Source organism: Mycobacterium tuberculosis complex sp. N0072 (assembly GCF_030323725.1).
GTDB lineage: Bacteria > Actinomycetota > Actinomycetes > Mycobacteriales > Mycobacteriaceae > Mycobacterium > Mycobacterium tuberculosis.
This window is the reverse complement of the sequence record NZ_CP040689.1, coordinates 3,690,317-3,704,801: the sequence shown is the minus strand read 5'-3', so window position 1 is coordinate 3,704,801 and position 14,485 is coordinate 3,690,317. Positions and strand designations below refer to the sequence as shown.

Sequence of the window (14,485 nt, the reverse complement as noted above, 5' to 3'; positions counted from 1 at the left end):
CATCGCTGGTGTGCTCTTGACCGGGCCACCGCCATCGCTGCCCGAGCGCATTCGCACCGACGAGGCGGATGTGCTCATGCTGCCCGACGGGCGGGCGCTTGCCTACCTGGAATGGGGTGATAGCACCGGCTACCCAGCGTTCTACTTCCACGGCACGCCAAGTTCGCGGCTCGAGGGGGCCTTCGCCGATGGTGCCGCGCGGCGCACCGGCTTCCGACTGATAGCGATTGATCGGCCCGGGTACGGGCGCTCCACCTTTCAAGCGGGACGCAATTTTCGCGATTGGCCCGCGGACGTGTGTGCCCTGGCTGACGCGTTCGAGCTGGAGGAGTTCGGGGTGGTCGGGCATTCGGGCGCGGGACCGCACCTATTCGCCTGCGGTGCCGTCATCCCGCGGACCCGACTAGCGTTCGTCGGCGCGCTCGGACCATGGGGTCCACTGGCGACGCCGGATATCATGCGCAGCCTCAACGCGGCCGATCGGTGCTACGCGCGGTTGGCGCGAAGCGGGCCGCGGCTATTCGGTGCGTTGTTTGCCCCGCTCGGCTGGTGCGCGAAATACACGCCCGGGCTGTTTTCTACGTTGTTGGCGGCTGCGGTCCCCGCGGCCGACAAGCACCTGCTGAGCGACGAACGCTTCGGCCGCCACCTGCGCGCCATCCAGCTCGAAGCGTTCCGACAGGGCAGCCGCGGCGCAGCCTATGAATCATTTCTGCAATTTCGGCCGTGGGGTTTCGACCTCGCCGAGGTGGCCGTGCCTACCCATATCTGGCTGGGTGATCGTGACTCCTTCGTGCCACGCGCCATGGGCGAATACCTGCAGCGCGCGATTCCGCACGTTGATTTGCACTGGGCGCACGGCAAGGGCCATTTCAACATCGAAGACTGGGATGCGATCCTCGCCGCGTGTGCCCTGGACATCGGCAAGCGCCGCGGCGGCTAGCCTTCGCCGGCTGACGGTGCCTATTCGCGCCTGAGCCGCGACTCCACGAACCTTTCCAATTTCTCCCATTCACGGACAGCCGCCGCATACGGGGCCGTGGGTTTGCCGACCGAGTGGGGGTCCAACACATAGGCCACCAGCTGGCCCAGCGGGCGGGTTGTCTCGAGTGCCTTGTCGACTGCGCTGTCCTCGGAGTAGTCGCCGATATCGCGGAGCAGCTCGACGGCCAGGTCGAGCTGCTCACGGTCCACCGCGTCCGGCCCGTCGGCAAAATCGTCGACCAGCCCACTGAGCACATAGACGTTGTCGTCGGTAACGGCAACCGCCAGCGAGCCGTCGGTGGCGGCCGTGCGGATGTCGTCGTAGGTGCTCAGGTCCGACAAGTCGTGGTCGTGCTCATCGGCAAGATAGCGGGCCAATGCCCGCTCGGAGCCAAACACACTGATCCGACCATTGCGGCCCAGGAAGATCGGTCGATCATCCAGGTAACAGCGAAGCGTGTAGAAGGTGGCGGTGCCCGTCATGATCTGGATCGGGTCGATGCCCACCTGCAACCAGAAGTCCCGATCGCCGCCCAGTACGACACTGTCACCGGGTGCGTCGGCTTCCTCGTCGTCGGACTCGGCCGCCTCCTGCGTGTCCTGCGTGGCCTCCACCTCCGCCGCCACTTCCTCGGCGCCCTCGGGCTCCTCCGCCAACTCCTCGGCGACCTTTTCCGACAGCTCAGCGTCGACCTCGGGGGTGCTGATGATCTCGTCGATGGCCGCGAGCACGTCGTCCCAGCTGCGTCCGATGACCTCGGCAATCGAATTCCAGCGTTTATTGCCGGCTTTTCCGGTGAAGTGTTCGAGCCCGCCGGAAACCGTGCCCAGGATGGGATTGCCGTTGAAGAACTTCGACACTGCCGCCAGTTCGCACACCGATCCGATGGCGGATACGATCGCCAATGAGGCGGCCAGCGCGGCCACTGACTCCGCCGTCGGCTTCTCAGCCAGCAGTTCCTCGACGACGACCAGGTCGAACTGATTGTCTTCGGCCGGATTGAGGTTGTGCGCGTGGGCTCCGGTCAGGTCTTGCCATGCCGGGTGGTCGACCAGGTCGTTCTCGGTGTCGGTGCGCACGAACGCGACCAGGTCAGAGACGCTCTCGAAGCCATACAGGTCGTCGTCTTTGCCCAGGAACGCCTCCCACTCGTCGCCGGCATCCCGCCAGCGAGGAGCCCACAGCGTGTAGCGGTCACCAGCGGACAGGCTCAAGCGGATGGGTACGAGGTCAGCAACCATGCGGCACAGAATAGCGACGGCGGCTAGTCGCCCCAAATATCGGTTATTGGCGGAGCATTGGTCGCATAACCCGTCTTGGGCAGTCCGTAGATCTGCTCCAATGTGGACAGCACGTTGTAGTGGCTGATGGTCTCGTTGTAAGTTCCGGGCCGCACGTGCGCGCCGTAGAACACCGTCGGGATCTGATTGCGGCTGCTGCCGTCGTCTTCGTCCCAGGTCACAACGAGCAGGCTGTTGTTTGTCTTGGCCCAGTTGGCATATGCCGACAGGTGGCGGTTCAGCCAGGCGTCGCCTTGGGCGATCGAGCCGTCGTGCATGTCGTTGTCGGCGTTAGGGATGACAAACGACACCGTCGGCAGGCCGGGGTAATTCTGCGGCTTCGGAAATGCCGAAAACGGCACCGACAGTGTCGCCGGCACGTTACTGAAGTTGACCCACGGCACGTGTTTGCGTGCGTATTTGCCCGCACTGCACACCGTGGAGCCGACCGCAGGCAAGTCTTCGGCGAACCCCATGAATGTGTAACCGGCGCTGAGCAACTCAGAACCCAGGTTGGGCAGCGCGCCGCCGTTGACGGGGCAGGTGTTCTTCGTCAACCCGAATGTGTTGCCAGCGAACAGTGCCAGGTAGTTCGGTTCGCTCGGGTGTGTTTCGGCGAACGCCTGGGCCATCATCGCGCCGTTGGCGGCCAGCGAATTGATGAAGGGAGCCGACTTGTTACCGATGATGGCGGCCTGCGAGCGGTTCTCCTCCACCACGATGACCACGTGCGCGAAGGTCGGCAGGGCACTCGCTGCCAGACCCACTTGTGGGACAGCGCCGACCCATGAGGCCAGCAACGATGCTGCCAGGACACCGATCACCGCCAAGGCACGGTATACCCTGGTCAGGGGCCGGCTGAGAGCCTGGATTCCGCGGAGCATGCCGGGAGTATATGGACGGGGTTGACCGGTCGCGCGGATGGACGCACCCGTATCAGCCCCCTTTTAGGGGACCGAGCCACGATTGTTATATAGGGTTCAACGCCGTGCAGGTCCATGTCGTTGACCACCCACTGGCCGCGGCCCGACTGACCACGCTGCGTGACGAACGCACCGACAACGCCGGCTTCCGGGCAGCGCTGCGCGAGCTCACGCTGCTGTTGATCTATGAGGCCACCCGCGATGCGCCCTGCGAGCCAGTCCCGATCCGTACGCCGCTGGCCGAGACGGTCGGGTCGCGGCTAACCAAGCCACCCCTGCTGGTTCCTGTGTTGCGGGCGGGGTTGGGGATGGTCGACGAGGCGCATGCCGCCTTGCCGGAGGCGCACGTTGGCTTTGTCGGTGTCGCCCGCGACGAGCAAACCCACCAGCCGGTGCCGTATCTGGACTCGCTGCCCGACGACCTGACGGATGTACCGGTCATGGTGCTTGACCCGATGGTGGCCACCGGCGGGTCGATGACGCACACCCTCGGTCTGCTGATCTCGCGCGGTGCAGCGGATATCACGGTGCTGTGTGTGGTTGCGGCGCCAGAAGGAATCGCGGCGCTGCAGAAGGCTGCGCCAAACGTGCGGTTGTTCACTGCGGCCATCGACGAAGGGCTTAACGAGGTCGCCTACATTGTGCCCGGTCTCGGCGATGCCGGCGATCGCCAGTTCGGCCCGCGCTGAGTCACCACCACCGCCGCACGCTAGCCGACAGCTCATCGATCCTCGCCCGCACCAGCTGTCGGGCAGCTGGTAGGTCACCGGTCACCGCGCAGCGAATCTCCAAGTAGCACTTCAGCTTCGGTTCTGTTCCAGAAGGCCGCACCGCCACCCTGACCAACATGTTGTCGTCGCCGCCGGTGAGGATCAGCGTGTCGCCGATATCGGTGACCGTGGCGGGGAAACCGGCCAGCCGACGCGGCGGGTCCTCGCGGAGCCGTCGCATCAGGTCGGTGGTCTCGACGGCGCCGCCCACGGGGCGTGACAGGGCGGCAACCTCATGCACGCCGTAGCATCGGGCGAGCTCGTCGAGCGCGTCGGTCACCGAACGACCCTGGCCTTTGAGCGCGGCCACCAGATCGCACACCAACACCGCGGCGCTGATGCCGTCTTTGTCACGCACCGCGGTGGGGTCGACGCAGTGCCCGATCGCTTCCTCGTAGGCGTACACCAGGGTGCCGGGCAGGTTCGCATCGGCGCGCGCCAGCCACTTAAAGCCGGTGAGGGTCTCCACGTGCACGGCAGCGTGATGCGCGGCGATCGCCGCCAGCATCCGCGACGACACCACGGTGCTGGCCACCACCCTGGTTTCCGGCGGCGACGCCCGGTCGTCGGTTTGCGACAAGATGTAATCACCTAGTAGCCAACCGGTTTCGTCACCGGACAGCATCCGCCATCCCGACACCGTGGGTATCCCGACCGCGCAGCGATCCGCATCGGGATCCAGCGCGATCGCGACGTCGGCGTCCACGTCGGTAGCCAGGGTGAGCAGTGCGTCGGTGGCTCCGGGCTCCTCGGGGTTCGGCAATGTCACGGTGGGGAAGTCGGGATTCGGCGCGAATTGCGTCGCCACGGTATGCACCTCGGTGAAACCGGCTCGCCGAAGGGTCTCGACGGCCATCGCCCCGCCAACCCCGTGCAGCGGCGTCAGGGCCACCCGGACCGAACCGGCGCACCTTCGGACCCCGGCCGCACGCTGGATATAACGGTCGATCAGATCGGAGGCGCGGTTTTCACTGGGGTTGACGGTCTTCCTGGCGATCTGATCGGCCGGGGGCGCGGTGGCCATCGCGGCTTCGATCTGCCGGTCGGTAGGGGCGAGGAGCTGAAGGCCGCCGTCGACATAGACCTTGTAGCCGTTGTCGGTCGCCGGGTTGTGTGACGCCGTGATCTGTATCCCAGCGGCGGCGCCGGTGTGCCGCACCGCGAACGCCACCACCGGGGTGGGTGCGGGATCGGGCAGAAGCAGCACGGAAAAACCTGCGGCGGCAAGCACTTCGGCGGCCGCAGCGGCAAACGCCGGTGAGCCGTGCCGAGCGTCGCGCCCCACGATCACCGGCGAACCAGCCAGACCTCGATCCGTGAGCACCCGTGCCACCGCCCAGGTGGCGCGCAACACCACCGCCAGGTTCATCGCGTCCGGCCCGCCCCGCAGGTGCCCGCGCAACCCCGCGGTGCCGAACGCCAGTGGGCGGCTGAACCGCGCTTTCAGCTCGTCGGGGCCGCAGGCGGCGAGCTCGGCGGCCGTCTGCGGGTCCGGGTCGTGGGCGATCCAATTCTCTGGCGTCACGGCTTAGAACCGGGCGATCACGTCGGCTAGCAGCGCGCCCATCCGAGTCGCCGATGCGGCTCCGGCGGCGAGCACCTCGGCGTGGCTCAGCGGCTCGCCGGTGATCCCGGCCGCCAGATTTGTCACCAGGGATACGCCCAGTACCTCAGCGCCCGCCGCCCGGGCCGCGATGGTCTCGTGCACCGTGGACATGCCGACCAGGTCGGCGCCCAGTGTCTGCAACATCCGGATCTCCGCCGGTGTCTCGTAGTGCGGCCCCGGCAGGCCGGCGTAGACGCCTTCGGCCAGCTGCGGGTCGGATTGGCGGGCGAGTTCCCGCAGTCGCGGTGAGTAGGCGTCGGTCAGGTCGACGAACTCCCCGCCAACCAGTGGCGAACGTGCGGTCAGGTTCAGGTGATCGCTGATCAGCACCGGCTGGCCGACCTGAAGGTCCGCCCGCAGCCCACCGGCGGCGTTGGTGAGCACCATAATCTGCGCCCCTGCCGCACGGGCCGCCCGAACCGGATGCACGACGTAGCGCAGGTCGTGTCCCTCGTAGGCGTGGATGCGACCGGCCAGCACCAGCACCCGGTGCGCACCGATGGGCACGGACAGTAGCTCGCCCGCATGCCCGGCTGCGGTTGGCGGCACAAACCCGGGCAGTTCGGCCTGCGGCAGCACGGTGGTCGGGGAGCCCAACGCCGCAACGGCCGGTAACCATCCCGACCCGAGCACGACCGCGACGTCATGTTCGCCGATCCCGGTGCGGTCAGCGATGACCTGCGCCGCCCGCCGGGCCAGTTCGTCGGGATCGGGGCGCGGGTCAGCCACACTGGGCGAGCTTAACTGAGCCGCTCGCCGGGGAGCGGGTGCTCGTCGATGAGATACTGCGAGCATGCCAGCAGCCAGCGCATCCGACCGCGTCGAGGAATTGGTGCGGCGCCGTGGTGGCGAGCTGGTCGAGCTGTCCCATGCCATCCACGCCGAGCCCGAGCTGGCGTTCGCCGAGCATCGCAGCTGCGCCAAGGCTCAGGCGCTGGTCGCCGAACGCGGTTTCGAGATCACCACGGCCGCCGGTGGGTTGGACACGGCGTTTCGCGCCGACTACGGCAGCGGACCGTTGGTTGTCGGAGTGTGCGCCGAGTACGACGCGCTTCCCGGGATCGGACACGCCTGCGGGCACAACATTATTGCGGCCTCCGCGGTGGGCACCGCGCTGGCACTGGCTGAGGTGGCGGACGACCTGGGCTTGACCGTGGCTCTGCTGGGGACCCCTGCCGAGGAGTCCGGCGGCGGTAAGGCGCTGATGCTGCAGGCCGGGACGTTCGATGACGTTGCGGTGGCCGTGATGGTCCATCCCGGGCCGACCGATATCGCCGGCGCACGATCACTGGCCCTGTCCGAGGTCACCGTGCGCTATCGGGGTAAGGAATCGCACGCGGCCGTCGCGCCGCACCTAGGGGTTAACGCCGCCGACGCCGTGACCGTGGCGCAGGTCGCTATTGGGGTACTTCGACAGCAATTGGCGCCCGGGCAAATGGTGCACGGCATTGTGACCGACGGCGGGCAGGCGGTCAATGTCATCCCCGGGCAGGCGAGGCTGCAGTATGCGATGCGTGCGGTCGAATCGGATTCGCTGCGCGAGCTGCAGACCAGAATGTTCGCCTGCTTTGCGGCCGGCGCGCTGGCCGCCGGGTGCGAATACGAAATCGACGAGGCTGCACCGGCATACGCGGAGCTCAAACCCGACCCGTGGCTGGCTGACGTGTGCCGGGAGGAGATGCAGCGGCTGGGGCGCGAGCCGTTGCTGCCAGCCTTGGAGGCAGAGCTGCCGCTGGGTAGCACCGACATGGGCAACGTGACGCAGGTGCTGCCCGGGATCCATCCGGTGATCGGCCTGGACGCCGGCGCGGCGACGGTGCACCAACGGGCCTTCACCGTCGCTTCCGCTGGTGCCAGCGCCGACCGCGCGGTGGTTGACGGCGCGATCATGTTGGCACGCACGGTTGTCCGTCTCGCGCAGACTCCTGATGAGCGTGACCGGGTGCTGGCCGCGCAGCAGCGCAGGGCGGCGCGATGAGCCTCGCCGACGCCGCCGAATCATGGCTAGCCGCCCACCACGACGACCTGGTCGGCTGGCGCCGGCACATCCACCGCTATCCGGAGTTGGGCCGTCAGGAATACGCCACTACCCAGTTCGTCGCCGAGCGGTTAGCCGACGCGGGGCTGAACCCCAAGGTGCTGCCCGGTGGAACGGGACTCACCTGCGACTTCGGTCCTCAGCATCAGCCGCGGATCGCGCTGCGCGCCGATATGGATGCGCTGCCGATGGCCGAGCGGACCGGCGCGCCCTACGCCTCGACCATGCCCAACGTCGCGCATGCTTGTGGCCATGATGCGCACACCGCGATCCTGCTGGGTGCCGCATTGGCATTGGCTTCGGTACCGGAGCTGCCGGTGGGGGTGCGGTTGATCTTCCAGGCGGCCGAGGAACTGATGCCCGGTGGTGCCATCGACGCGATCGCGGCCGGCGCGTTGGCCGGGGTGTCGCGGATCTTCGCCCTGCACTGCGATCCCCGGCTTGAAGTCGGCAAGGTCGCCGTTCGGCAAGGCCCCATCACGTCGGCGGCCGACTCGATAGAAATCACGCTGTATTCGCCGGGCGGGCACACGTCGCGTCCACACTTGACCGCCGACCTCGTCTACGGGCTCGGCACGCTGGTCACCGGGCTGCCCGGGGTGCTGTCGCGTCGCATCGACCCACGTAACAGCACCGTGCTGGTGTGGGGCGCGGTCAACGCGGGTATGGCCGCCAACGCCATTCCGCAAACCGGAGTTCTGTCCGGCACTGTTCGCACGGCCAGCCGGCAGACCTGGGTTGACCTTGAGGAGCTTGTCCGCCAAGCCATTTCGGCGTTGCTATTACCGTTGGCGATCGAGCACACGCTGCAATACCGTCGGGGGGTGCCGCCGGTGGTCAACGAGGAAATCTCGACACGCATTCTCGCCCACGCTATTGAGGCTATTGGCCCAGGTGTGCTGGCCGATACCCGGCAGTCCGGCGGTGGTGAGGACTTCTCCTGGTATTTGGAGGAGGTTCCCGGCGCGATGGCTCGACTGGGCGTGTGGTCCGGTGACGGACTGCAGTTGGACCTGCATCAGCCGACGTTCGACATCGACGAGCGAGCCCTGGCGATCGGGCTGCGGGTGATGGTCAACATCATCGAGCAGGCCGCCGCGCATTAGCCTGGGCGCTCGCGATAATTAGGCAATAGTTCCCGGGCCGATGTTGCGGGCCGGGCGAGTACGCAAGTCATGTACGTAATCACTTGGCGCGCCCGCGATCTCAGCGGCATCGGCCATCACACCTAGATAGCGGGCCGACGGCAGGCCACCCTCCCAGGCGTCCAAAACGTACAACCACGCGAGGACGGGATCCGTTGTGGTGTCCGAGGAAATGCGCTCCACGCGGCATCGGATCTTCTGGTGGATGCCGAACTCGGAGCCTTCCCACCGGTCAAGGTTCTTCTCGTCCGCCGGGGTCATGTCGTAGAGCACGACGAACACCTTCGAATCTGGGTCTTCGACGACGGTGGCAAGCGCCCCTTCCCAGCCGATGTCCTCGCCGCCGAACGTCAGCCGCCACCCGGGTAACCAGCCGGTTCCGGCCATCGGCGAGTGGGGTGCGCGCTCGAGCATCTGCTCGGGATGCATGTTCGACCCGTAGGCGGCGTAGAGCGGCACGGGGGAAAGCTTAGACGGCGGGGGCTCGGGTGGTACCCATCGCGCCGCGCTGCGGTGCGGGTCATCGTCAAGCTGTGCTTGACTGCTCGGCTCCTCCTCACGCCGCTGCGCGGCGTGCATCGTCGCCGAGCTGTGTTGGACTGCTCGGCTCCTCCTCACGCCGCTGCGCGGCGTGCATCGTCGCCGAGCTGTGTTGGACTGCTCGGCTCCTCCTCACGCCGCTGCGCGGCGTGCATCGTCGCCGAGCTGTGTTGGACTGCTCGGCTCCTCCTCACGCCGCTGCGCGGCGTGCATCGTCGCCGAGCTAGGTTATGGGCTGTGGTGACCCGCATCGTGATCCTCGGTGGCGGCCCGGCCGGTTACGAGGCCGCACTGGTGGCCGCCACCTCACACCCGGAAACAACCCAAGTTACCGTGATTGACTGCGACGGCATCGGCGGGGCTGCCGTACTGGACGACTGTGTGCCGTCGAAGACGTTCATCGCCTCCACCGGGCTGCGTACCGAACTGCGCCGAGCGCCGCACCTGGGCTTTCATATCGACTTCGACGACGCCAAGATCTCGTTGCCGCAAATCCATGCCCGGGTCAAGACGCTGGCCGCCGCACAGTCGGCCGACATCACCGCCCAGCTGCTCAGCATGGGGGTTCAGGTGATCGCCGGCCGGGGCGAGTTGATCGACTCCACACCGGGTCTGGCGCGCCATCGCATTAAGGCGACCGCCGCCGACGGCTCCACCAGTGAGCATGAGGCCGACGTCGTGCTGGTCGCCACCGGCGCCAGCCCGCGGATCCTGCCGTCGGCCCAGCCGGACGGTGAGCGCATTCTGACCTGGCGGCAGCTCTACGACTTGGACGCGTTGCCCGACCACCTCATCGTGGTGGGCTCCGGGGTTACCGGTGCTGAGTTCGTGGACGCCTATACCGAATTGGGGGTGCCGGTCACGGTGGTGGCCAGCCAGGACCACGTGCTGCCGTATGAGGACGCTGACGCTGCGCTGGTCCTGGAAGAGTCGTTCGCCGAACGGGGAGTCCGGCTGTTCAAAAATGCCCGGGCAGCATCGGTCACCCGCACCGGGGCCGGGGTGCTCGTCACGATGACCGACGGTCGCACCGTCGAGGGCAGCCACGCCCTGATGACCATCGGGTCGGTGCCCAACACCAGCGGCCTGGGCCTGGAACGGGTCGGCATCCAGCTTGGCCGGGGCAATTACCTGACCGTGGACCGGGTGTCGCGGACGTCGGCGACCGGCATCTACGCCGCGGGCGACTGCACGGGTTTGCTGCCCCTGGCGTCGGTCGCCGCAATGCAGGGCCGCATCGCGATGTACCACGCGCTGGGGGAGGGCGTCAGCCCGATCCGGTTACGCACGGTGGCCGCGACGGTTTTCACCAGGCCCGAGATCGCCGCGGTCGGGGTGCCGCAATCGGTCATCGACGCCGGTTCGGTGGCCGCCCGGACCATCATGCTGCCGTTACGAACCAACGCGCGCGCCAAGATGTCGGAGATGCGTCACGGGTTCGTCAAGATCTTCTGCCGGCGGTCCACCGGCGTTGTGATCGGCGGCGTGGTGGTGGCGCCGATCGCATCGGAGCTGATCCTGCCCATCGCCGTAGCCGTTCAGAACCGCATCACCGTCAACGAGCTGGCCCAGACACTGGCCGTTTACCCATCGTTGTCGGGTTCGATAACCGAGGCGGCCCGCCGGCTGATGGCGCACGACGATCTGGACTGAACGGCAGCTCAAGACGCGGCTGAACAACTAACCTTGGTGCCACACCACCTACCGACGAGTAACTGACAGGAGCCGGTTTCGTGAGCAACCCAATCCAGGCACCGGACGGCGGGCAGGGGTGGCCCGCCGCGGCGCTGGGACCTGCACAGCGCGCGGTCGCCTGGAAGCGACTCGGAACCGAGCAATTCGACGTCGTGGTGATCGGCGGCGGAGTAGTGGGCTCCGGATGCGCTTTGGATGCTGCCACCCGTGGGCTCAAGGTGGCGTTGGTCGAGGCGCGGGACTTGGCCTCCGGCACGTCGAGCCGCTCCTCGAAGATGTTCCACGGCGGGCTGCGCTACCTCGAGCAACTGGAGTTCGGGCTGGTGCGTGAGGCGCTCTATGAACGTGAACTGTCGCTGACCACGCTGGCACCGCATTTGGTCAAGCCGCTGCCGTTTTTGTTCCCGCTGACCAAACGCTGGTGGGAGCGTCCCTACATCGCCGCGGGTATCTTTCTTTACGACCGGCTGGGTGGCGCGAAATCGGTTCCGGCGCAACGGCATTTTACTCGCGCCGGTGCGCTGCGACTGAGCCCCGGCTTGAAGCGCAGCTCGCTGATCGGTGGTATCCGTTACTACGACACCGTCGTCGACGACGCCCGGCACACCATGACGGTCGCGCGCACCGCGGCGCATTACGGCGCGGTTGTCCGCTGCTCCACCCAGGTAGTGGCCTTGTTGCGAGAGGGTGACCGGGTGATCGGCGTGGGCGTCCGCGACTCCGAGAACGGCGCGGTTGCCGAGGTTCGCGGCCACGTCGTGGTCAACGCGACCGGGGTCTGGACCGATGAGATTCAAGCGTTGTCCAAACAGCGCGGGCGCTTCCAGGTGCGCGCATCCAAGGGCGTGCATGTGGTGGTGCCGCGGGACCGGATTGTCAGTGACGTCGCGATGATCCTGCGCACGGAGAAGTCGGTGATGTTTGTCATTCCGTGGGGAAGTCACTGGATCATCGGAACCACCGATACCGACTGGAACCTCGACCTGGCGCACCCCGCGGCCACCAAGGCCGACATCGACTACATCCTGGGCACTGTCAACGCCGTGTTGGCGACCCCGTTGACGCACGCCGACATTGACGGAGTGTACGCCGGGCTGCGGCCGCTGCTTGCCGGGGAAAGCGACGACACCTCCAAGCTGTCCCGGGAACACGCCGTGGCTGTGCCGGCGGCGGGCCTGGTGGCCATCGCCGGTGGCAAGTACACCACCTACCGAGTAATGGCGGCCGACGCGATCGACGCTGCTGTGCAGTTCATCCCCGCCCGCGTTGCGCCGTCGATCACCGAGAAGGTCAGCCTGCTGGGCGCCGACGGTTACTTTGCACTGGTCAATCAGGCCGAACACGTCGGCGCGCTGCAGGGCCTGCACCCGTACCGGGTGCGCCATCTGCTGGACCGCTATGGTTCGCTGATCAGCGACGTTCTAGCGATGGCGGCCTCCGATCCCAGCCTGTTGAGCCCGATAACGGAGGCACCGGGCTATTTGAAGGTGGAAGCCGCTTACGCCGCCGCCGCCGAGGGCGCCCTGCATCTCGAGGACATCCTGGCCCGTCGGATGCGGATTTCCATCGAATACCCGCACCGGGGCGTCGACTGCGCCCGGGAGGTGGCCGAGGTGGTCGCGCCCGTGCTCGGGTGGACCGCCGCAGACATCGACCGCGAGGTCGCGAACTATATGGCGCGCGTGGAGGCCGAGGTGCTCTCCCAGGCCCAGCCCGACGACGTTTCGGCGGACATGTTGCGGGCCAGCGCACCCGAGGCGCGTGCCGAGATCCTCGAGCCGGTGCCTTTGGATTGAAGGCTACGCCAAGCGGGTATGTCGCGCGGTGCCGCCATGGTCGATGATGGCGGTGTGGATCCGCGGCAGCACCACACGACGACTCAGGGTCAGAGAGGCGTGACACCATGCGGACGGTCTATCACCAGCGGCTAACCGAGTTGGCCGGACGATTGGGAGAGATGTGCAGCCTGGCCGGGATAGCGATGAAACGCGCAACGCAGGCTCTGCTCGAGGCCGACATTGGCGCCGCTGAACAAGTAATCCGTGACCATGAGCGGATCGTGGCGATGCGAGCCCAAGTCGAAAAGGAAGCGTTCGCGCTGCTGGCGTCGCAACATCCGGTGGCCGGCGAGCTGCGGGAAATCTTCAGTGCGGTGCAGATCATCGCCGACACCGAGCGCATGGGTGCGTTGGCTGTGCATATTGCCACGATCACCCGACGCGAGTATCCGAACCAGGTGCTTCCTGAGGAAGTTCGCAACTGCTTCGCCGACATGGCGAAGGTGGCAATCGCGTTGGGTGACAGTGCAAGACAAGTGCTGGTGAACCGTGACCCGCAGGAAGCCGCGCAACTGCACGATCGTGACGACGCGATGGATGACCTGCATAGGCATTTGCTGAGCGTGCTGATAGATCGAGAATGGCGGCACGGCGTTCGCGTCGGTGTGGAAACGGCGTTGCTGGGTCGTTTCTTTGAGCGCTTCGCCGACCACGCTGTGGAAGTGGGCCGCCGCGTCATCTTCATGGTCACCGGGGTGCTACCGACCGAGGACGAGATTTCCACTTACTGAGAGGGTCTCGTGTGGCGTTGCGGCCAGAGGATCGTTTGCTTAGCGTGCACGACGTGCTGGGGCCGGTGCGGGTGCGACTGCTTGGCGGGTCGGTGTTAGCCGAGCTGACCGCACGGTTTGGCGTGGCGGCCCGTGCGAAGGTGCTGGCCGGGGAGGTGGTCGACGACGACGGTGCGGTGGTCGACAGTGGCACGGTGCTGCCGCCCGGTTCGGTTGTGCACCTGTATCGCGACCTGCCCGACGAGGTGCCGGTGCCCTTCGATGTCCCAGTGCTGCATCAAGACGCCGACATCGTCGTCGTCGACAAGCCACATTTCTTGGCGACCATGCCTCGGGGGCGACACGTCGCGCAGACCGCGCTGGTGCGGCTGCGTCGCGAACTGGGATTGCCCGAGCTGAGCCCGGCCCACCGGCTGGACCGGCTGACCGCCGGGGTGTTGTTGTTCACCACCCGACGCGAGGTGCGCGGCAGCTACCAGACGATGTTCGCCCGCGGTTTGGTGCGCAAGACCTATCTGGCTCGCGCACCCGTTGCCCCGGGTCTGGCCCTGCCGCGCCTGGTCCGCAGTCGCATCGTCAAGCGCCGGGGCCATCTGCAGGCGGTCTGTGAGCCCGGCGTTCCCAACGCGGAGACGCTGGTGGAGCGGATAGCGCGCGACGGTCTGTATCGGCTGACACCGACCACCGGGCGCACCCACCAGCTGCGAGTGCACATGGCGGCGCTGGGGATACCGATCATGGGTGACCCGTTGTACCCCAACGTGATATCCGTGGCCGCCCACGACTTCAGCACACCGCTGCAGTTGCTCGCGCAGCGCATCGAGTTCGACGATCCGCTGACCGGGTCGCACCGCGAGTTCGCCAGCACGCGCACGTTGACCGGTGCTACGTTGCCAACATGGTCAGCCGCGGCCGATTGCCGGCCGTGACACAC

At 66.9% G+C, this 14,485-nt stretch carries 12 protein-coding genes and 1 pseudogene; 8 read left to right on the top strand and 5 right to left on the bottom strand.

All coding sequences use genetic code 11. From position 1 onward, the window contains the following. Positions 1-16: 16 nt before the first annotated feature. On the top strand, positions 17-943 hold the full coding sequence (locus FF952_RS17465) for an alpha/beta fold hydrolase (RefSeq protein WP_003417254.1): 927 nt from the start codon (positions 17-19) through the stop codon (positions 941-943). A gap of 20 nt (positions 944-963) precedes the next feature. Here FF952_RS17465 and satS read toward each other — a convergent pair whose 3' ends face one another. Further along, positions 964-2,226, bottom strand: coding sequence for a protein export chaperone SatS (satS, locus tag FF952_RS17460; RefSeq protein WP_003417251.1), 1,263 nt, complete (start codon positions 2,224-2,226; stop codon positions 964-966). A 23-nt stretch (positions 2,227-2,249) separates the two neighbouring features. Then, complete coding sequence (sapM, locus tag FF952_RS17455) at positions 2,250-3,149, bottom strand: phosphatidylinositol-3-phosphatase SapM (protein ID WP_003417249.1); 900 nt, start codon at positions 3,147-3,149, stop codon at positions 2,250-2,252. A 104-nt stretch (positions 3,150-3,253) separates the two neighbouring features. Here sapM and upp point away from each other — a divergent pair, with 104 nt between their 5' ends. After that, the gene (upp, locus tag FF952_RS17450; RefSeq protein WP_003417245.1) at positions 3,254-3,877 is read left to right on the top strand and encodes a uracil phosphoribosyltransferase; all 624 of its coding nucleotides are present in this window, start codon (positions 3,254-3,256) and stop codon (positions 3,875-3,877) included. A 1-nt stretch (position 3,878) separates the two neighbouring features. Here the strand turns inward: upp and FF952_RS17445 are convergent, their stop codons facing one another. Both FF952_RS17445 and FF952_RS17440 read right to left on the bottom strand, forming a co-directional pair. Continuing rightward, on the bottom strand, positions 3,879-5,483 hold the full coding sequence (locus FF952_RS17445; protein ID WP_003417238.1) for a phospho-sugar mutase: 1,605 nt from the start codon (positions 5,481-5,483) through the stop codon (positions 3,879-3,881). Between the two features lie 3 nt (positions 5,484-5,486). Further along, positions 5,487-6,293, bottom strand: a complete 807-nt coding sequence (locus FF952_RS17440; protein WP_003417233.1) for a purine-nucleoside phosphorylase — start codon at positions 6,291-6,293, stop codon at positions 5,487-5,489. A 64-nt stretch (positions 6,294-6,357) separates the two neighbouring features. On the opposite strand from FF952_RS17440, the gene FF952_RS17435 reads away from it, so the two are divergent. Further along, complete coding sequence (locus tag FF952_RS17435) at positions 6,358-7,542, top strand: M20 family metallopeptidase (RefSeq protein ID WP_003900009.1); 1,185 nt, start codon at positions 6,358-6,360, stop codon at positions 7,540-7,542. Beyond that, on the top strand, positions 7,539-8,708 hold the full coding sequence (locus FF952_RS17430) for a M20 family metallopeptidase (RefSeq protein ID WP_003417220.1): 1,170 nt from the start codon (positions 7,539-7,541) through the stop codon (positions 8,706-8,708). The genes FF952_RS17435 and FF952_RS17430 overlap by 4 nt, the downstream gene beginning before the upstream one ends. A gap of 18 nt (positions 8,709-8,726) precedes the next feature. Here the strand turns inward: FF952_RS17430 and FF952_RS17425 are convergent, their stop codons facing one another. Next, a complete protein-coding gene (locus tag FF952_RS17425) occupies positions 8,727-9,206 on the bottom strand; it encodes a gamma-glutamylcyclotransferase family protein (protein ID WP_003417219.1) in 480 nt (159 codons plus the stop codon). Between the two features lie 318 nt (positions 9,207-9,524). On the opposite strand from FF952_RS17425, the pseudogene FF952_RS17420 reads away from it, so the two are divergent. The 4 genes and pseudogenes from FF952_RS17420 to FF952_RS17405 all read left to right on the top strand — a co-directional run bounded on the left by FF952_RS17420 (position 9,525) and on the right by FF952_RS17405 (position 14,480). Further along, positions 9,525-11,006, top strand: a pseudogene (locus FF952_RS17420) (NAD(P)H-quinone dehydrogenase). 14 nt (positions 11,007-11,020) lie between these two features. Beyond that, on the top strand, positions 11,021-12,778 hold the full coding sequence (locus FF952_RS17415) for a glycerol-3-phosphate dehydrogenase/oxidase (RefSeq protein ID WP_003417217.1): 1,758 nt from the start codon (positions 11,021-11,023) through the stop codon (positions 12,776-12,778). A 107-nt stretch (positions 12,779-12,885) separates the two neighbouring features. After that, entirely contained in the window at positions 12,886-13,551 is a 666-nt protein-coding gene (gene phoU / locus FF952_RS17410) for a phosphate signaling complex protein PhoU (RefSeq protein WP_244736077.1), read from the top strand. An 11-nt stretch (positions 13,552-13,562) separates the two neighbouring features. Next, positions 13,563-14,480, top strand: coding sequence for an RluA family pseudouridine synthase (locus tag FF952_RS17405; protein ID WP_003417215.1), 918 nt, complete (start codon positions 13,563-13,565; stop codon positions 14,478-14,480). Positions 14,481-14,485 lie beyond the last annotated feature (5 nt).

What these genes read in the sequence shown, in the direction of transcription:
- satS (WP_003417251.1), bottom strand. Translation starts at nt 2,226, where the DNA reads ATGGTTGCTGACCTCGTACCCATCCGCTTGAGCCTGTCCGCTGGTGAC.
- sapM (WP_003417249.1), bottom strand. Translation starts at nt 3,149, where the DNA reads ATGCTCCGCGGAATCCAGGCTCTCAGCCGGCCCCTGACCAGGGTATAC.
- FF952_RS17435 (WP_003900009.1), top strand. Translation starts at nt 6,358, where the DNA reads ATGCCAGCAGCCAGCGCATCCGACCGCGTCGAGGAATTGGTGCGGCGC.
- FF952_RS17430 (WP_003417220.1), top strand. Translation starts at nt 7,539, where the DNA reads ATGAGCCTCGCCGACGCCGCCGAATCATGGCTAGCCGCCCACCACGAC.
- phoU (WP_244736077.1), top strand. Translation starts at nt 12,886, where the DNA reads ATGCGGACGGTCTATCACCAGCGGCTAACCGAGTTGGCCGGACGATTG.